The organism is Streptomyces yatensis (assembly GCF_018069625.1).
Lineage (GTDB): Bacteria > Actinomycetota > Actinomycetes > Streptomycetales > Streptomycetaceae > Streptomyces > Streptomyces yatensis.
Map to the genome: position 1 here is coordinate 7,920,214 of NZ_CP072941.1, position 15,881 is coordinate 7,936,094.

The 15,881-nt window shown below is 71.7% G+C and carries 15 protein-coding genes; 8 read left to right on the forward strand and 7 right to left on the reverse strand.

What is annotated here, in order from left to right; translation table 11 throughout:
• Window positions 1-66: 66 nt before the first annotated feature.
• The 4 genes from J8403_RS33095 to gvpO are packed head-to-tail and all read right to left on the reverse strand — an operon-like array spanning window position 67 to window position 1,792.
• On the reverse strand, window positions 67-273 hold the full coding sequence (locus J8403_RS33095) for a gas vesicle protein GvpG (protein ID WP_044577534.1): 207 nt from the start codon (window positions 271-273) through the stop codon (window positions 67-69).
• A complete protein-coding gene (locus J8403_RS33100; protein ID WP_211126354.1) occupies window positions 273-992 on the reverse strand; it encodes a GvpL/GvpF family gas vesicle protein in 720 nt (239 codons plus the stop codon). The genes J8403_RS33095 and J8403_RS33100 overlap by 1 nt, the downstream gene beginning before the upstream one ends.
• Window positions 989-1,444, reverse strand: coding sequence for a gas vesicle structural protein GvpA (locus J8403_RS33105; protein ID WP_211126355.1), 456 nt, complete (start codon window positions 1,442-1,444; stop codon window positions 989-991). The genes J8403_RS33100 and J8403_RS33105 overlap by 4 nt, the downstream gene beginning before the upstream one ends.
• Before the next feature lie 45 nt (window positions 1,445-1,489).
• Window positions 1,490-1,792, reverse strand: a complete 303-nt coding sequence (gene gvpO, locus J8403_RS33110) for a gas vesicle protein GvpO (protein ID WP_211126356.1) — start codon at window positions 1,790-1,792, stop codon at window positions 1,490-1,492.
• Between the two features lie 390 nt (window positions 1,793-2,182).
• On the opposite strand from gvpO, the gene J8403_RS33115 reads away from it, so the two are divergent.
• Window positions 2,183-2,398: an I78 family peptidase inhibitor gene (locus J8403_RS33115; protein WP_093460717.1), complete on the forward strand. Its 216-nt coding sequence runs from the start codon at window positions 2,183-2,185 to the stop codon at window positions 2,396-2,398.
• A 147-nt stretch (window positions 2,399-2,545) separates the two neighbouring features.
• Here the strand turns inward: J8403_RS33115 and J8403_RS33120 are convergent, their stop codons facing one another.
• The gene (locus tag J8403_RS33120) at window positions 2,546-3,580 is read right to left on the reverse strand and encodes a phosphatase PAP2 family protein (RefSeq protein WP_211126357.1); all 1,035 of its coding nucleotides are present in this window, start codon (window positions 3,578-3,580) and stop codon (window positions 2,546-2,548) included.
• Window positions 3,581-3,884: 304 nt separating this feature from the next.
• Entirely contained in the window at window positions 3,885-5,069 is a 1,185-nt protein-coding gene (locus tag J8403_RS33125; RefSeq protein WP_211126358.1) for a hypothetical protein, read from the reverse strand.
• Between the two features lie 365 nt (window positions 5,070-5,434).
• On the opposite strand from J8403_RS33125, the gene J8403_RS33130 reads away from it, so the two are divergent.
• The gene (locus tag J8403_RS33130; RefSeq protein WP_211126359.1) at window positions 5,435-7,102 is read left to right on the forward strand and encodes an MFS transporter; all 1,668 of its coding nucleotides are present in this window, start codon (window positions 5,435-5,437) and stop codon (window positions 7,100-7,102) included.
• Between the two features lie 276 nt (window positions 7,103-7,378).
• Window positions 7,379-8,566, forward strand: coding sequence for an acyl-CoA dehydrogenase family protein (locus J8403_RS33135; protein ID WP_211126360.1), 1,188 nt, complete (start codon window positions 7,379-7,381; stop codon window positions 8,564-8,566).
• Window positions 8,567-8,596: 30 nt separating this feature from the next.
• Here J8403_RS33135 and J8403_RS33140 read toward each other — a convergent pair whose 3' ends face one another.
• Window positions 8,597-9,028 carry a cell division protein SepF gene (locus tag J8403_RS33140; RefSeq protein ID WP_211126361.1) on the reverse strand — a complete coding sequence of 144 codons (432 nt, stop codon included), beginning with the start codon at window positions 9,026-9,028 and terminating at the stop codon, window positions 8,597-8,599.
• A gap of 233 nt (window positions 9,029-9,261) precedes the next feature.
• On the opposite strand from J8403_RS33140, the gene J8403_RS33145 reads away from it, so the two are divergent.
• The 5 genes from J8403_RS33145 to J8403_RS33165 all read left to right on the forward strand — a co-directional run bounded on the left by J8403_RS33145 (window position 9,262) and on the right by J8403_RS33165 (window position 15,857).
• Window positions 9,262-10,473: a DUF5685 family protein gene (locus J8403_RS33145; RefSeq protein ID WP_211128556.1), complete on the forward strand. Its 1,212-nt coding sequence runs from the start codon at window positions 9,262-9,264 to the stop codon at window positions 10,471-10,473.
• 682 nt (window positions 10,474-11,155) lie between these two features.
• Entirely contained in the window at window positions 11,156-13,045 is a 1,890-nt protein-coding gene (locus J8403_RS33150) for an FAD/NAD(P)-binding protein (RefSeq protein ID WP_211126362.1), read from the forward strand.
• Between the two features lie 69 nt (window positions 13,046-13,114).
• Window positions 13,115-14,005 carry an amino acid ABC transporter permease gene (locus J8403_RS33155; protein ID WP_211126363.1) on the forward strand — a complete coding sequence of 297 codons (891 nt, stop codon included), beginning with the start codon at window positions 13,115-13,117 and terminating at the stop codon, window positions 14,003-14,005.
• A gap of 5 nt (window positions 14,006-14,010) precedes the next feature.
• Window positions 14,011-14,763 carry an amino acid ABC transporter ATP-binding protein gene (locus J8403_RS33160; RefSeq protein WP_211128557.1) on the forward strand — a complete coding sequence of 251 codons (753 nt, stop codon included), beginning with the start codon at window positions 14,011-14,013 and terminating at the stop codon, window positions 14,761-14,763.
• A gap of 98 nt (window positions 14,764-14,861) precedes the next feature.
• Window positions 14,862-15,857 carry an ABC transporter substrate-binding protein gene (locus tag J8403_RS33165; RefSeq protein ID WP_425519846.1) on the forward strand — a complete coding sequence of 332 codons (996 nt, stop codon included), beginning with the start codon at window positions 14,862-14,864 and terminating at the stop codon, window positions 15,855-15,857.
• The last annotated feature ends 24 nt before the right edge of the window (window positions 15,858-15,881 follow it).

Sequence of the window (15,881 nt, forward strand, 5' to 3'; positions counted from 1 at the left end):
AGGAGCCGAACGACGACGCCGGTGAGCCATACGCACCGGCCGTCGGGGCCACACCGCCCCGGGTGGTCACAGAGTCCCGTTCGCCCACTGGTGTGCCTCCTCCAACCGGTCGAGCAGCACGTCCTCCTGCCGCTCGAACTCCTTCTCGTCGATCACGCCCTGGTCGAGCTGGGTCTCCAGCTCGGCCAGGGCGCGCTGGATGTTGGCCGGGTCGTAGTACTCCCGCTCCGCGGCGGCGACGACCTGCCTCAGCACCCAGCCGATCATCAGCATCAGGACTCGACGAAGCTGTACGGCGGCAGCGGACCGTTGATCCGCAGCTTCAGCCAGGGGTGGGTCTGCTCCACCTCGGCCGCCGCCGTCAGCAGCGGATCGGCGCCGTCCTTGGCGAGCAGCAGGGACAGGCTGAGGAACCAGCCGCCGCTCTCCGGGCCGGGGCGCACGTCCTCGGCGGCCGGGGCCAGCGCCTCCTCCACCAGCTTGGCGTCCCGCACCTCACGGGCCCGTACGGCGCTCGCCATCAGCTCGCCGAAGCGCACCCGTTCCTCGTAGGTGCCGCCGCCGGCCGACCGGTTGGCCTCGGCCATCACCCGCAGCTCCGGCTCCTCGGCGAGCACCTGGTGGAGCACCGCGTCCTCGTCGTGCACGACCTTGACGTTGTACTCCACCCGGTCGGACAGCCGGCTGAGCTGGTCCTGGTAGCGGTCGGCGTGCTCGGCCAGCACGCTGCGGACGTCGTCGTCGCTGGAGGAGACGCTGCCGAAGCGCATCGGCAGCACCGGGCGGGAGTCGCTCACCTCGGCCAGCACATGCTGATGGGCCAGCAGATCGCGGCGCCGGGGCTTGAGCTCCGGCGGGCAGTCGCTGACGATCGCGGCCAGCTCGCCCTGGTTCAGTGCCCGGACCGGAAGCGGGGGGTCGCCGATGCCCAGCAGCCGATCGCCCAGGTCCCGGACCTCACCGCGCGCGATGCCGTAGACATACGTGGTCATGCGGACTCCTCGGACTTCCTCGGCGCCGCCTTACGGGCCGGACGCCGACGGCGGGGCTCCTCCTCCTCCTCGTCCTCCTCCGACGGCCGGATCGCGTCGGCCACGGACTGGGCGGCCTTGGAGACGGTGTCGCCGGCTCCGGACAGGGCGCCCTTGGTCTTGCTCCGCGCCCCGTTCTCGGTGATGCCCTCGACGACCTCGGGCAGTCCGGGGGACTTGTTCGGGCCCGACTCCAGGTCGAGCCGGTTGCACGCCTCGGCGAAGCGCAGATACGTGTCGACGCTCGCCACCACGATCCGAACGTCGATCTTGAGTATCTCGATGCCGACGAGGGAGACTCGGATGAACGCGTCGATCACCAGCCCTCGGTCGAGGATGAGTTCCAGGACGTCGTACAGGCCGCTGCTGCCGCCCCCGCCCCTGGATTGCTGTGCTGGGACCACAGTGGTCATATCGGGTGTTTCCTCTCGTATCGGTGGGCGTCCGGTTCGCCGCCGTCAGCGGCGGTCGCTCCGGCCGCGCTCATAGCGGCGGAGGCGGCGGTATCCGGTGAGCAAGCCGTCCGGGTCGAGGGTCACCTCGTACAGGGCCATCAGGCTCATCGTCTCCGGCACCCGGGCCAGCTCCACCACCTCGGCCTCCAGCAGCCACCCCTCGTCGGTCCGCTCCAGACGGGGGAGGGACTCGGGGTACAGGCCCGTCAGCTCGACGAGCTGGTCACGGGCGGCACGCAGGAGTGCCAGCGGGCTCGGACCGCCGGCCGCCGTCTTCTCGGGGGTTTCATCTGATCTGTCAGTCATGTTGGCTCCGGTGGCGGCGGGTACCGCGTCCCGGTGGGCGTAAACCTCGACGTTCGACCCCGAGGCACCGGCGATTTGTGGTGGAATTGTGCGCTCCGGAGGGGTCCGGGCAGCGCTTTTCCGGCCGCTGTGCGAATTGCTCGAAAGATCTCGGCGGTCTCCCGCCACCCATACCGGAGCCGGTCGTTTGACGCGCGATATCGACGAAAACTCGCAATCATCTTCGAGGGGTCAACACACGCCCCGGAAGAGTGATGAAGTCGCCCACAAACCCGGGCGTGTTTTCTGTGACACAAGTGTGACGAATGGCGGCCGTGAGAGGCATGAGGCAGTGGCAGTCCTTCGCCACTCTGGGTTTGCCCCGCGTGGGCAGCGACCTACGGTGGCGTCATGGGACCTGTACCGAACCATCCGGCCGAACCCGACGACGACCTCGACAGCTATGTGGGCCTCGATGCCCGGACCGCGGAGGAGAGGGCGCGCGCACGCGGCTGGAGCACCGTACGGACGCTTCCGCCGGGCGCGATCATCACGATGGAATACCTGCGCGGGCGGATCGACTTCGAGGTGGACGACGGCACCGTGAAGCGCTGCTGGCGCGGCTGACCGGCCCGGATCCGCACCGGTGGGCCGGTGCGCCCGGCGCGGACACGACCACGGCCCCGGACGCTCTCACGGGAGCGTCCGGGGCCGCGGTGTGGCCGGCCGGCGCGGGGGAGGGGGTGCGTACCGCCCCGCGGCGTGGCGGGTGGCTCAGCCTCCGGTGGCGGTCCGGCCGCGGGAGGCGCCGGTCGGGCCGAAGGGCGTCGTGGCGCGCGGCACCCGGTCGGCGTGCGGCGGCCGGCGGCTGCCGACCGGGGTGACCGGGGTGCGCTCGGAGCGCACCGTGTGCTGGCGGACCGGGTGGTGGGGCCGCGGGTCGGCGCCACGGCCGGTGGCGGCGCCGGGTCGGACCACGCCCACCGGCTCGCGGGCGGGCAGCTCGTCGTCGCGGGCGGCGCGCGGGGTGGCCAGCGGGGTCCCGGCGACCGGGCGGCCGGACGGCACCGGCACGGGCGCCCAGCCCTCGCGCATCCGGCGCCACAGGGCCAGCAGCAGCACCTCGGCGCGGGCCATGGCCGGCTCCAGCCACGGCAGCGCCAGCAGCACCAGCACTCCGGCGGCCCAGCCCAGCACCACATCGCTCAGCCAGTGGGTGCCGAGGTAGACGGTGGTCATGCCGACCCCGAAGGCGAAGCCCGCGGCGATCAGCGAGGCGACCCGGCGCGCGACGGGGGTGGTCGCCAGATAGGCCAGAATCCCCCAGGTGACCACGGCGTTCGCGGTGTGACCCGAAGGAAATATATCGCCGGTGCCCCACATCTCATTGGAGCCGACCGTGGTCGCGTAGTGCGGACCGAGCCGGCCGAAGCCGATCTTCACCGCGCCCACGGTGGCGTTCAGCAGCAGCAGGGACGTGCCCAGCGCCAGCAGCGGGCGCAGGGTCCGCTGCCGGTAGCAGCACCAGCCCAGCCAGGCGGCGACGGCCACCGCGGTGGGTCCGCGCTGGCCCATGACCACGAAGTAGTCCAGGAAGGTGTGGAACTCGGGCCACTGCTTGTAGGGCCTGAAGAGCATGATCTGCCAGTCGAGCTTCACCAGCCATGAGGTGGTGAGCACGCCGATCACGGTCGCCGCGTAGACCGCCAGCGTGGTCCCGAGCAGCCAGAAGCGTGTTCGGGTCATGCGCGGTCGCGCGAGATCGGGCCTTCGCTCCTCGGACGCGGGGAGCTTGTCTTCGGTACGCACCTAATCGACGTTACATTGCGTGACAGGCGGGTTCAGTCGATCAGGTCGCTTTGTGATGACGATGTGATGTGGAGTGCGTCTCGTCCACGGCTTTTGGCCGCGCCCTTTCCAAGGAATGCGTGAGCCCCGGGAACTTTTCTGCTCCCGGCCTTCCAATGGGCGTGCCTCAGGGACTTTATGGAATTCTTACAGGGCGTGTTTATCGCTTATTAGCCGGGGCGTTCCCGGAAGTTTCCCCAGGCGTCGCCGGGCATCCGGTGGTGATCGTCCGCGGGTCCGGGCCCGACCGGACGGGGTGGCCGGATCACGGCGGTCCGGAGCCATGCAGCCAGAAGGCCCCGTACACCGCCGAGGCGAGCCCGGTCGACCCCAGGACCAGCGCGGAGCGCACCGGCCGCAGCCGGGCCAGGGCGACGGCGATCGGCAGCAGCAGCGGGAAGGCCGGTATCAGCAGCCGGGGTTTCGAGCCGAAGTACCCCTTCGCGGCCAGTGCCAGGACGAGCACCGCCCCGCCGTACGCCAGCAGCGGCAGCGGCTGGCGCTGCCGCACACAGCGGACCGCGAGCCAGATCAGCGCCCCGACGCCGAGCAGCAGCCCGAGCCCGCCCACGAAGGGCGGCTTGATGAGCAGCCCCCCGATGAAGCCCGCGAAGGCCAGGCCACCGTCGAAGCCGTTCCCCCAGCCGTTCTGGACGTCGAAGTAGCCGGTGACGCTGCCGGTCCGGACGGCGACCCACACCACATAGCCCAGCCAGCCCAGCGGCGCGAGCACGACCCCCGCGAGCAGGCGGAGAGGCGGCGGCGCCTGGCGCCCGCGCCCTTTGGGCAGGAGCTCCACCGCGGCCGCCACCCAGAGCGCCGCGACCACCGCCGCCCCCACCGGCCGGGTCAGCCCCGCCAGCGCCGCGAACAGCCCCGCCCACAGCCACCGCCGGGTGAGCGCCGCATAGACCCCCCAGGCGGCCAGCGCCGTGAAGAGCGACTCCGAGTACGCCATCGACTGGACGATCCCGACCGGCAGCACACCCCACAGCACGGCCAGCGTGAGGCCCACCCGCCGTCCGTACAGCAGATCGCCGATCGCGAAGATCCCCCAGGCGGCGAAGAGGGACGTGACCGAGCTCACCAGCAGACCGGCGTCGGCCGCGTCCAGCGGGGTTATGGCCGATATCACTCGCTCCAGTGCGGGGAGCAGGGGGAAGAACGCCAGGTTGGAGTGGACCGACCCGTCGGACAGATGGATCGTGTAGCCGTATCCCTCCTCGGCGATGCGGGTGTACCACAGCGAATCCCAGCGCGCCGAGAGCAGCTGGTGCGGGCTCTTGTCCGCGAAGGCCCCCCAGATCGCGAGAACCACGATCCCGAGCAGGCGCGTCCCCGCGTAGGCGAGCAATGCTGGAGCGGCCCGGCGCAGCGCGGCCCGAGCGGCGCGGCCCGGTCGGCCGTCGTCGCTGAGCGGCGCGGTGCCGGCCGGGGCGAGATCAGTCACGGCGACGATTATCGAGGATGGCCGGGACCGCTCGCGGGGGGCTGTGGACAACCCCCGGCGGAGCGGCCGCGGGGGCTGTGGACAACGGAGAACGAACGCGAGACGGCCACCGGGGGGCCACAGAAGGGACGGCAGAGGGACGGCAGAGGGACGGGGGACAAAAGGGGAAGTCCGGAACGTACGCCTCCGTAATCCTCCGCGGTGGGCTCCCAACATGACCTGCGGCACACGGCCCGCGCGGGGACTCGCGTACCCTGACCTCTCACTCGCGCCTTCGCCACCGGGGTCACCCGGACGTCCCCACGACGTGACGTACCGCCCCTCCGACGGCGGACCGCGAGCGCAAGACCCAGGGAGGTGCGTACATGTCCGGGACGACCACGGCCCGCACTCGGCGGACGGCGGGCGTTCCCCGGCAATGGCGCGGCACCGAGGCGGGCGGCGGGGCGAACCGCTGGGTCGTACTCCTCGTGCTCTGCGTCAGCCTGCTGCTCGTCGCCGTGGACGCGACCGTGCTGCATGTCGCGGTCCCCGCCGTGACCGAGGATCTGCGCCCCGGCGCGATGGAACTGCTGTGGATCGTGGACATCTACCCACTGGTCTGCGCCTCGCTGCTGATCCTCTTCGGCACCCTCGGCGACCGTGTCGGCAGACGGCGCGTCCTGCTGCTCGGCTACGCGCTCTTCGGCGCCGCCTCCGCGCTCGCCGCCTTCGCCCCCTCCCCCCAGATCCTCATCGTGGCCCGCGCCCTGCTGGGCGTCGGCGGCGCGATGATCATGCCCGCGACGCTGTCGATCCTGCGCCAGGTCTTCCCGGACCGCCGGGAGCGGGCGCTGGCCATCGGCGTCTGGAGCGCGGTCGCCGCCGTCGGCGCGGCCGTCGGCCCGCTGCTCGGCGGCTTCCTGGTGGAGAACTTCTGGTGGGGCTCGGTCTTCCTGGTCAACCTGCCCCTGATGATCGTGGCGCTGCCTGTCGGCCGCTGGCTGCTGCCGGAGTCCACCGGCGACCGGAACGGGCCCTGGGACGTGCTGGGCGCGGTCATGGCCGCGTGCGGGCTGTTCTGTGTCGTCTTCGGCGTCAAGCGGATGGGCAGCGGCGCGGACCCGCTGGGCGCCGTGACCACCGCCCCGCTGCTGTTCGGGGCGGTCCTGCTGGTGCTCTTCGTGCGCCGCCAGCGCCGCCGTACGCATCCGCTGGTCGACCTCAAGCTGTTCGCCCGGCCCGCGTTCTCGATCTCCGTCGGCTGTATCGTGCTCGCCCTGCTGGCGCTCGTCGGCCTGGAGCTCATAGCCGCCCAGTACCTCCAGCTCGTGCTCGGGCTCACCCCGCTCGAAACGGGACTGCGGCTGCTGCCGCTCACCTTCGCCGCCATGGCCGCCGGGCTCGTGGGGTCCCGGATGCTCCAGTGGCTCGGCCCGCGGGTCATGGTCGCGATCGGCTTCGCGCTCACCGCCCTCGCGGTTCTCTCGCTGACCGCCATGGGCCAGTCCGACCGGCCCGCCGTGCTCGTCGGCGGCTTCATCGTCCTGGGCTTCGGCCTGGAGACCACCCTCTTCAGCGCGTACGAGTCGATGCTCAACGAGGCGTCGGCGGGTTCCGCGGGCGGCGCGGCCGCCATCGGCGAGACCTCGTACCAGCTCGGCGCCGGTATCGGCATAGCCCTGCTGGGCAGCGTGATGAACGCCGCCTACAAGCCCGGCGTCTCCTCGGTGCCCGGCGTCCCCGCCTCGGCCAGCTCCGACGCGAGCCAGTCGCTGGGCGCCGCGTACAAGGTCTCCGACCGGCTCGGCGGCCACGCCGGAGAGGCCCTGCGCTCGGCCGCCCGCGGCGCCTTCGTCCACGGTCTGCATGTCACGCTCGCGGTCAGCGCCGGTCTGCTGCTGGTCGGCGCGATCGCCGCACTGCGGCTGCCCAGGACCATGGAGTGCGCCGCCGACGACGAGGAGCCCGCCCAGGGCCCCGACCAGCGCGCACAGGGCGGTACGGACACCCCGGCCCGGCGCGACCGCGCCGCCGTCGCCGCCGAGTCCTGACCGACCCCGCCCGAGTCCCGCCGCGCAATCCCCCGCCCCGCCCCGCCCCGGCCCTGCCCGCGTCCCGCTGCGGCCTGCCCGACTCCGGCCCCGGGCCTGCCCGCGTGCTGCCCGTGACCTGGTGGCGCGGGGTGTGCGGGTCTGGACGTCAGGGGTTACCCGGCCGTAGCGTCGGATCGACCGGGCTGATCACCTCGGCCGCCGGGCGAAGGACGCGCCCCGGCGACCGATATCCGCCCGGTGACCCGGACCCGCATCCACCGGAGGCCGCCACCCATGTCCGCTGGCACCCTGCCGTCGTTCGATCCGCGTGACCCGCTGGGGCTCGACGATCTTCTCGACCCCGAGGACCTCGCGGTCCGCGACACCATGCGGCAATGGGCCGCCGACCGTGTGCTGCCGCATGTCGCCGACTGGTTCGAGCGCGGCGAGGTGCCCGGCATCCGGGAGCTGGCCCGCGAGCTCGGCTCCCTGGGCGCGCTCGGGATGTCCCTCACCGGCTACGGCTGCGCGGGCGCCGGCCCGATCCAGTACGGCCTGGCCTGTCTGGAGCTGGAGGCCGCCGACTCCGGGATCCGCTCCCTGATGTCGGTGCAGGGCTCCCTGTCCATGTACGCCATCCACCGCTTCGGCTCCGAGGAGCAGAAGCAGCGGTGGCTGCCCCGGATGGCCTCCGGCGAGGTCATCGGCTGCTTCGGGCTGACCGAGCCCGACCACGGCTCCGACCCGGCGGGTATGCGCACCTACGCCAAGCGGGACGGCTCGGACTGGGTGCTCACCGGCCGCAAGATGTGGATCACCAATGGCTCGGTGGCCGGGGTCGCGGTGGTGTGGGCCCGCACCGACGAGGGCATCCGCGGCTTCATCGTCCCCACGGACGAGCCCGGCTTCTCGGCCCCCGACATCAAGCACAAGTGGTCGCTGCGCGCCTCGGTCACCAGCGAGCTGGTCCTGGACGAGGTGCGGCTGCCGGCCGACGCGGTCCTGCCCGAGGTCACCGGGTTGCGGGGGCCGCTGAGCTGTCTGGGCCACGCCCGCTACGGCATCATCTGGGGCTCGATGGGGGCCGCCCGCTCCGCCTTCGAGGCGGCGCTGGACTACGCGCGCGACCGCGAGCAGTTCGGCCGGCCGATCGGGGGCTTCCAGCTCACCCAGGCCAAGCTGGCCGATATGGCGCTGGAGCTCCACAAGGGGATCCTGCTCGCCCACCATCTGGGGCGGCGCATGGCGGCGGGACGGCTCCGCCCCGAGCAGGTCAGCTTCGGCAAGCTGAACAATGTGCGCGAGGCGATCGAGATCTGCCGCACGTCCCGGACGATTCTGGGCGCCAACGGGATCTCGCTGGAGTATCCGGTGATGCGGCACGCCACGAATCTGGAGTCCGTGCTCACCTATGAGGGCACCGTCGAAATGCACCAACTGGTGCTCGGCAAGGCGCTCACCGGAATCGACGCCTTCCGGTGAGCGGCCCCGGGCGCCAGGCCCTGTGCGGGCCTAGCTCTGGTTGAAAAAGCCAGTGGCGTGGCCGGCCTGGCCGCTGACGATCTGATAGTCCGCGGGGGTGAGGAGGAAGACGCGGTTGGCCACCCGGTCGATCGAGCCCCGCAGCCCGAAGATCAGCCCGGCCATGAAGTCCACCACGCGCTTGGCGTCGGCCGACTCCATCGTCGTGAGGTTGACGATGACCGGAACGCCCTCCCGGAACATCTCGCCGATGCCGCGGGCATCCCGGAACCCGTCCGGGGTGACCGTGGCGATCCGGGTGCCGTGGTCCTGCGCGGTCTCGTCGGCCGCCCTGGCCCGCGGGTCGGTCATCCAGGAGTCGCCGGGCTCGGACCCCTCGGCGTAGTCGTCGTCGTAGTAGCGCTCGTCATCGCTGTCGTCGACGAGGCCAAGCCAGGCACTTGCCTTGCGTACCGATCCCATAGACGCCTCCTCTCCCTGATGGTGTGTACCGTCCGCCCCTCTATGGTCGTCCATGATGCGGATGGTCTGCCACGTGGATTGCGGCCGCACAGGGGATTCGTGACGTTACTGGTGCACAACGGCTGGCGCCATATCAGAGTTCCACCTGCTTATGGGGGCTGACGGAGCGATGGGTAGACTCCGCCGCGGCCGGACGGGTGACGTCGGGGACGTACGGGTGAACGGGGTTCGTGGTGTTTGGCATTATCCGGCCTTGCCGGCATCGGCTGTCGGAAAACCTGCGCACCGAGTGGATGGCGCATTTGTGCGGGCTGTGCCTCGCGCTGAGGGGTGACCACGGGCAGTTCGCCCGCGTCGCCACCAATTACGACGGCCTGGTGATATCGGTGCTGGTGGAGGCCCAGGCCGGACGGTCGGACGGCTGGCGGCGCACCGCCGGGCCCTGCCCGCTGCGCGGGATGCGGACGGCGTCGGTCGCCCAGGGCGAGGGGGCGCGGCTGGCGGCCACCGTCTCGCTGGTGCTGGCCTCGGCGAAGGTACGGGACCATGTCGCCGATGGCGACGGGGCGTTGGCCCGTCGGCCGGTCGCCGCGGCCGCCCGCCGGGTGGCCGGGCGGTGGGACCGGGCGGGGGAGCGCAGCGGCGCCGCGCTCGGCTTCGACACGGCCCTGCTGCTCGACGCGGTCGGCCGGCAGGCGGAGCTGGAGTCCCACGCGGGCCCCGGCACCCCGCTGCTGACCATCACCGAGCCCACCGAGACCGCGACCGCCGCGGCCTTCGGGCACACCGCCGTCCTGGCCGGGCGGCCCGGTAACCGGGCCCCGCTGGAGGAGGCGGGCCGGCTCTTCGGGCGGCTCGCGCATCTGCTGGACGCGGTGGAGGACCTGGCCGCGGACGCCGAGACCGGTGCCTGGAACCCGATCGCGGCCACCGGGGCCGACCTCGCCGAGGTCCGCAGGCTGTGCGACGACGCGGTGCACGGGGTGCGGCTGGCACTCAAGGACACCGAATTCGCGAGCAAGGGCTCCGGCCGGCTCGCCCATGTGCTGCTGGCTCATGAGCTGGAGCGGGCGGTCGACCGCGCCTTCGGCACCACCGGCTGTGCGCACCCCGGCCATGGTTCCGGCACCCCGGAGTCCTCCTACGGGCCGCCGCAGTCGCCGTGGATCACCCCGGGCGGGCCCGGCGGCCCGGGCGGCGCCCCGCCGGAGCCGCCCGGGCGCCGCCGAGGGCTGCTCGCGGGCTGCCTGGTGTGGACCGGGCTCTGCTGCACCTGTCAGGTGTGCTGCCGGGATCCTTACCACGATCCGTGGAGTGGGCAGCCGCGCGAGGGGCTGTGTCATAAGTGCGGTGACTGCTGCGATTGTTGTGACTGCTGCAGCAACTGTGGGGATTGCTGCAGCTGTGACTGCTGCGATGGTTGTGACTGCGGCTGCGACTGTTAGCCGTTAGGGGGTGCCTGGCTGATCGTGCCGCCTACGGCGGGCTGTTCCCCTCCCCGCCCCTTCCCTCAACTGGGGCTCCGCCCCAGGCCCCGCTCGTCAGTCGCCGGAGGGGCTGGGAGGCGGCCGTATGGGCTGGAAGACGGCCCGGAGCCGCATGTCGGTGTTGCGGGAAGGGGCGGGGAGGGGAAGACGGCGAATTTGCGGCTCCGCGACCCCCGTAGCCGAAAGACGGGTTGAGGGGGAGGCGGGGAGGGGTGGAGTGCTGGCGTGTGTGGGAAGGCCGAAGGCGCGTGACGACGCGGAAGTGCTGCGGCCACGCCGGGGGAGGGAATCCGGCGGGCGCGGGCGAAGCCTCGAAGCGCTGAGGGACGGAAATCCCCTGGGGCAGCGGAGGCGGGCGGTCAGCCCGAACAGGACGACGACCACACTCGACCGAAGTCGATGTGGTCGCGCGTGACCAGTCGCTGCCTTGAGTCCATGGGCCAAGTGGAGCAGCCATCCGCTTCCGCGTCAACCGCGGTGAGACGCGCTGCTCACAGTTCGGACAGTCTTGACAGCGCACCGTGGGGACGCCTTAGCCTCGGGCCCAGGTCGAGCTGAGGGGCTCGACTGCCGGGCTGAGGGGCTCGGCCGTGTGTGAAGGCCATGCGTGTGTTCACTTCTGAACTCACGGAGCCTCCGCATGTCCGCGAACCCGGACCAGCCCTCCCGATCACCCGCCACGATCGTCATCGTCGGCGCGGGCCCGCGTGCCACCGGTCTGATCGAGCGCCTCGCCGCCAACGCCCCCGAACTCCACGGCGACGGCGTCCCGTTGGAGCTTCACCTGGTCGATCCGCATCCGCCCGGCGGCGGCCGCATCTGGCGCCCCGACCAGTCCCCGCTGCTGTGGATGAACTCCATGGCCGAGGACGTCACCATGTTCACCGACGAGTCGGTGGAGCGCGAAGGACCGATACGCCCCGGTCCCTCCCTCGCCGAATGGGCCGGCCGGATCCGCGAGGGAGCGCCGCCCGGCGCCCCCGCCCTGCCGCCCGAACTCGCCGCCGAGGCCGCCGCCCTGACCGGGCAGAGCTTCGCCACCCGCCGGCTCCAGAGCGCCTATCTGCGCTGGGTGTACGAGCGGTCGGTGGCCGGTCTGCCGCCCGGGACCACCGTCCATGAGCACCGGGACCGGGCCGTCCGCGTCACCGGGCCGCGCGACGGACGTCAGCAGGTGTGGCTGGAGGGGCGGACCGCCCCGCTCACCGCCGACGCCGTGGTCCTCGCCCTCGGTCACCTCGACGCCGAACCCGACGCCGAGCAGCGGGCGCTCACCGCCTTCGCCGCCGAACACGGACTCGTCCACCTGCCGCCGGAGTTCACCGCCGACAGCGAGCTGAGCGTGCTGCGCCCCGGTGAGCCGGTGCTGGTGCGCGGCCTCGGCCTCGCCTTCGTCGATCTGATGGTGCTGCTGACCGAGGGGCGCGGCGGACGCTATGAGCGTGGCCCGGACGGGGAGTTGGCGTACCTGCCCTCGGGCCGCGAGCCCGTGCTGTACGCCGGTTCGCGGCGCGGTGTCCCGTACCACGCCAAGATCGGCTACTCGCTGAGCGGTGAGCGGCCCCCGGTGCCGCGCTTCTTCGGCCCCGCCCAGGTCGACGCGTTGCGCGCGCTTCCCGGGCGTCCGGACTTCCGGCGCGACATCTGGCCGCTGATCGCCAAGGAGCTGGGATTCGCCCACTACCACCGGCTGTTCACCGCCCATCCGGAGCGGACGGCCGGGGAGTGGCCCGCGTTCGAGGAGAAGTACGCCGCCTGCCCGCCCGGCAGCCCCGAACTGGCCGTCCTGGTCGCCGCGGCCGTCCCCGACCCGGCCGACCGGCTCGATCTCGACGCCCTCGACCACCCCCTGGCCGGGCTGCGGTTCCCCGACCACGAGGCCCTGCAGCAGGGGCTGCGGGCCCATATCGAGGCCGACCTCGCCCGCCGCCACAACCCCGCGCACAGCCCTGACCTGGCCGTCTTCCTCGCCCTGCTCTCCGTCTACGGCCAGCTGATCCGGCTCGGCGACATCGGCGGCTGGTGGCACGGCTTCTTCAGCTACCTCGCCTCCGGCCCGCCCGGCCCACGGCTGGAGCAGCTGCTCGCGCTCTCCCGCGCCGGAGTGGTCCGCTTCCTCGGCGCCGAGACGACCGTGACCGCCGATCCGCTGCGCGGGGTGTTCCGGGCGAGCTCCGCCGGCGTGCCCGGCCATGCCGTCGAGGCCCGTGCGCTGGTCGAGGCCCGGCTGCCGGAGCCGACCGTGGACCGCTCCCGCGACACCCTGCTGCGCTCCCTTCACCGGGACGGAGCCGCCGCCACCCCGGCCGGCCTGCTCGCCGTCAGCCCCGCCGACGGCCGGATCCTGGACCGGGCCGGCCGCCCGCATCCGCGCCGCTTCGCGCTCGGCCCGCACACCGACGCCCGCGCGTCGGGCGCCTTCGCCCGGCCCCGTACCAACGCCCCCGCGTTCCGGCAGAACGACGCCACCGCGCGGGCCCTGCTGCTGTGTCTGCGCGACCTGTCCTGTCGCGCCTCGCTCACCGCCTGAGCATCCCGCCGTAAGACCGTTCCCGGGAAACCCCCTCCGCTCTCCTCCGAAGGACCCCAAGGACCCTCCATGTCGCTGACGTCCGATCCACCCCTCGACAAAGCCGCCGGAAGCGGCGCCGAACGCGAGGACTACTCCGCCCTCAAGGTCGTCCCGGTGCGCAACCCCTGGCGCTGGGCCGCCGTCGCCGTCACCGCCGTCCTGGTGGCCCAGTTCGCCCACGGCCTGATCACCAACCCCGGCTGGGAGTGGGACGTCTTCGCCGACTTCTTCACCACCCGGACCATCCTCAAGGCGGTCTGGATCACCATCCAGCTCACCTTCTACGGCACCGCGCTCGGCTTCGCCCTCGGGATCGTCCTCGCCTTCATGCGGCTGTCCCGGAGCCCGTTCCTGAAGTCGGTCGCCTTCACCTACATCTGGGCGTTCCGCTCCATCCCGCTCATCGTCCAGCTGCTCTTCTGGTTCAACCTCACCTATCTCTACAAGCGGCTCGACTTCGGCATCCCCTTCGGCCCCGGCTTCTTCTCCTTCGACACCGCGGGGCTGGTCGGCGCGATGAGCGCGGCGGTGCTCGGACTCGCCCTCCACCAGGCGGCCTACGCGGCGGAGATCGTGCGCGGCGGAGTCCTCGCCGTCGACGGCGGACAGCTGGAGGCGGCGGCCGCGCTCGGCATCCCCCGGCTGCGGCAACTGCGCAAGATCGTGCTCCCGCAGGCGATGCGGTCGATCCTGCCGAACGCCGCCAACGAGGTCATCTCCCTCTTCAAGGGCACCTCGATCGTCTCCGTCATGGCGATCGGCGAACTCTTCTACCAGGCGCAGGTCATCTACGGACGCAACGGCCGGGTCGTGCCGCTGCTGATGGTCGCGACCGTCTGGTACATCATCCTGACCACCGTGCTCTCGATCGCGCAGTACTACGTCGAGCGCCGCTTCTCACGGGGAGCCACCCGATGACCGCCATGGTCGACATCCGTTCCGTCCACAAGAGCTTCGGGTCGCTGGAGGTGCTGCGCGGCATCGACCTGGAGGTGCGCTCCGGGGAGGTGGCCGTCGTCCTCGGGCCGTCGGGCTCGGGCAAGTCCACCCTGCTGCGCGCCATCAACCACCTGGAGAAGGTGGACAGCGGCTGGATCAGCGTCGGCGGCTCGCTGGTCGGCTACCGCCGCCAGGGCGACCGCCTCTACGAGCTGCGCGAACGCGAGATCCTCAAGCAGCGCACCCGGATCGGCTTCGTCTTCCAGAACTTCAACCTCTTCCCGCATCTGACGGTGCTCGAGAACATCGTCGAGGCGCCGGTCTCGGCCCTGCGCCGCCCCAGGAAAGAGGCGGTCCACAGCGCCGAGACACTGCTCGCCCGGGTCGGTCTGGCCGACAAGGCGGCCGCGTACCCCCGGCAGCTCTCCGGCGGACAGCAGCAGCGGGTGGCGATCGCCCGCGCCCTCGCCCTGGAGCCCGAGCTGCTGCTCTTCGACGAGCCGACCTCCGCCCTCGATCCCGAACTGGTCGGCGAGGTCCTGGACGTCATCAAGGACCTGGCCCATCAGGGCACCACGATGATCGTCGTCACCCATGAGATCGGCTTCGCGCGGGAGGTCGCCGACACCGTCGTCTTCATGGACGGCGGCCGGATCGTCGAGCAGGGCACACCGGCCGAGGTGCTGGACGCCCCACGCCGGGAACGCACCAAGGCGTTTCTCTCCAAGGTCCTCTGAGGCCACTGATGTTCACGAGCTCACCGATGTTCACGAGTTCACCGAGGTCCGCGAGACGACCGATGTCGACCGGACCACCGATGTCCACCAGGCCACCGATGTCCACCCACGCAAGGAGCACCCCCGTGAAGACCCGCCGCACCCTCGTCACCGCCGTCGCCGCCCTCACCGCCGCCGCCCTGCTCGGCGGCTGCGGCGACGGTGATGTCCGGGAGACGGTGGGCTCCAAGGGCGCGAAGGGCGCCAGCACCATCAATATCGGCCCCGACCAGCACCGCGTCAGAGGGAAGAAGGTCGCCTCGATCGCGGCGAAGGTGCCGGCCGCGATCCGTGCGCGCGGCACCCTGCGCATCGGCGGCAGCGCCGACGCCTCCCCGCCGCTGGGCTTCTACGCGACCGACGACAAGACCCGGATCGGCTCCGAGATCGACCTCGCCACGCTGGTCGCCGACACCCTCGGGCTCAAGGTCGACTTCCAGGCGGTCTCCTGGGAGAACCTCTTCGTCGGCCTCGACAGCTCCAAGTTCGACGGCGTCTTCTCCAATGTGACGGTCACCGAGGAGCGCAAGCAGAAGTACGACTTCGCCACCTACCGGCTGGACGACCTCGCCTTCGAGGCCAAGAAGGGCACCTCCTGGCGGGTCAGGGGTCCCGAGGACGTGGCGGGCAGGACCGTTTCGGTCGCCTCCGGCACCAACCAGGAGAAGATCCTTCTCGACTGGAGCAAGCAGAACCAGAAGGCGGGCCGCAAGCCCGTGGACATCAAGTACTTCCAGAAGGACACCGACTACTACCTCGCCCTTCAATCGGGCCGCATCGACGCCTACTTCGGCCCCCACCCCACCTCCGCCTACCACGTCGCCTCGGCCGGTCAGACCCAGGTGATCGGCCGCTTCTCGGGCGGTGGCGAGCAGGTGCAGGGCAAGATCGCGGCCACCACCAGGAAGGGCAGCGGGCTGGTCGACGCCTACGCCGCGGCCCTGGATCACGTGATCGAGGACGGCTCGTACGCCAAGGTCCTCGAGCGCTGGGGGCTCGCCAGTGAGGCGGTGAAGAAGTCCGAGATCAACCCGCCCGGTCTGCCCACGCCGTGACCGTGCCCCCCCCACTCCCGACCC

What these genes read in the sequence shown, in the direction of transcription:
- J8403_RS33150 (WP_211126362.1), top strand. Translation starts at nt 11,156, where the DNA reads ATGTCCGCGAACCCGGACCAGCCCTCCCGATCACCCGCCACGATCGTC.
- J8403_RS33155 (WP_211126363.1), top strand. Translation starts at nt 13,115, where the DNA reads ATGTCGCTGACGTCCGATCCACCCCTCGACAAAGCCGCCGGAAGCGGC.
- J8403_RS33105 (WP_211126355.1), bottom strand. Translation starts at nt 1,444, where the DNA reads ATGACCACTGTGGTCCCAGCACAGCAATCCAGGGGCGGGGGCGGCAGC.
- J8403_RS33140 (WP_211126361.1), bottom strand. Translation starts at nt 9,028, where the DNA reads ATGGGATCGGTACGCAAGGCAAGTGCCTGGCTTGGCCTCGTCGACGAC.
- J8403_RS33130 (WP_211126359.1), top strand. Translation starts at nt 5,435, where the DNA reads ATGTCCGGGACGACCACGGCCCGCACTCGGCGGACGGCGGGCGTTCCC.
- J8403_RS33095 (WP_044577534.1), bottom strand. Translation starts at nt 273, where the DNA reads ATGCTGATGATCGGCTGGGTGCTGAGGCAGGTCGTCGCCGCCGCGGAG.
- gvpO (WP_211126356.1), bottom strand. Translation starts at nt 1,792, where the DNA reads ATGACTGACAGATCAGATGAAACCCCCGAGAAGACGGCGGCCGGCGGT.
- J8403_RS33135 (WP_211126360.1), top strand. Translation starts at nt 7,379, where the DNA reads ATGTCCGCTGGCACCCTGCCGTCGTTCGATCCGCGTGACCCGCTGGGG.
- J8403_RS33165 (WP_425519846.1), top strand. Translation starts at nt 14,862, where the DNA reads ATGTCCACCCACGCAAGGAGCACCCCCGTGAAGACCCGCCGCACCCTC.
- J8403_RS33100 (WP_211126354.1), bottom strand. Translation starts at nt 992, where the DNA reads ATGACCACGTATGTCTACGGCATCGCGCGCGGTGAGGTCCGGGACCTG.
- J8403_RS33115 (WP_093460717.1), top strand. Translation starts at nt 2,183, where the DNA reads ATGGGACCTGTACCGAACCATCCGGCCGAACCCGACGACGACCTCGAC.
- J8403_RS33160 (WP_211128557.1), top strand. Translation starts at nt 14,011, where the DNA reads ATGGTCGACATCCGTTCCGTCCACAAGAGCTTCGGGTCGCTGGAGGTG.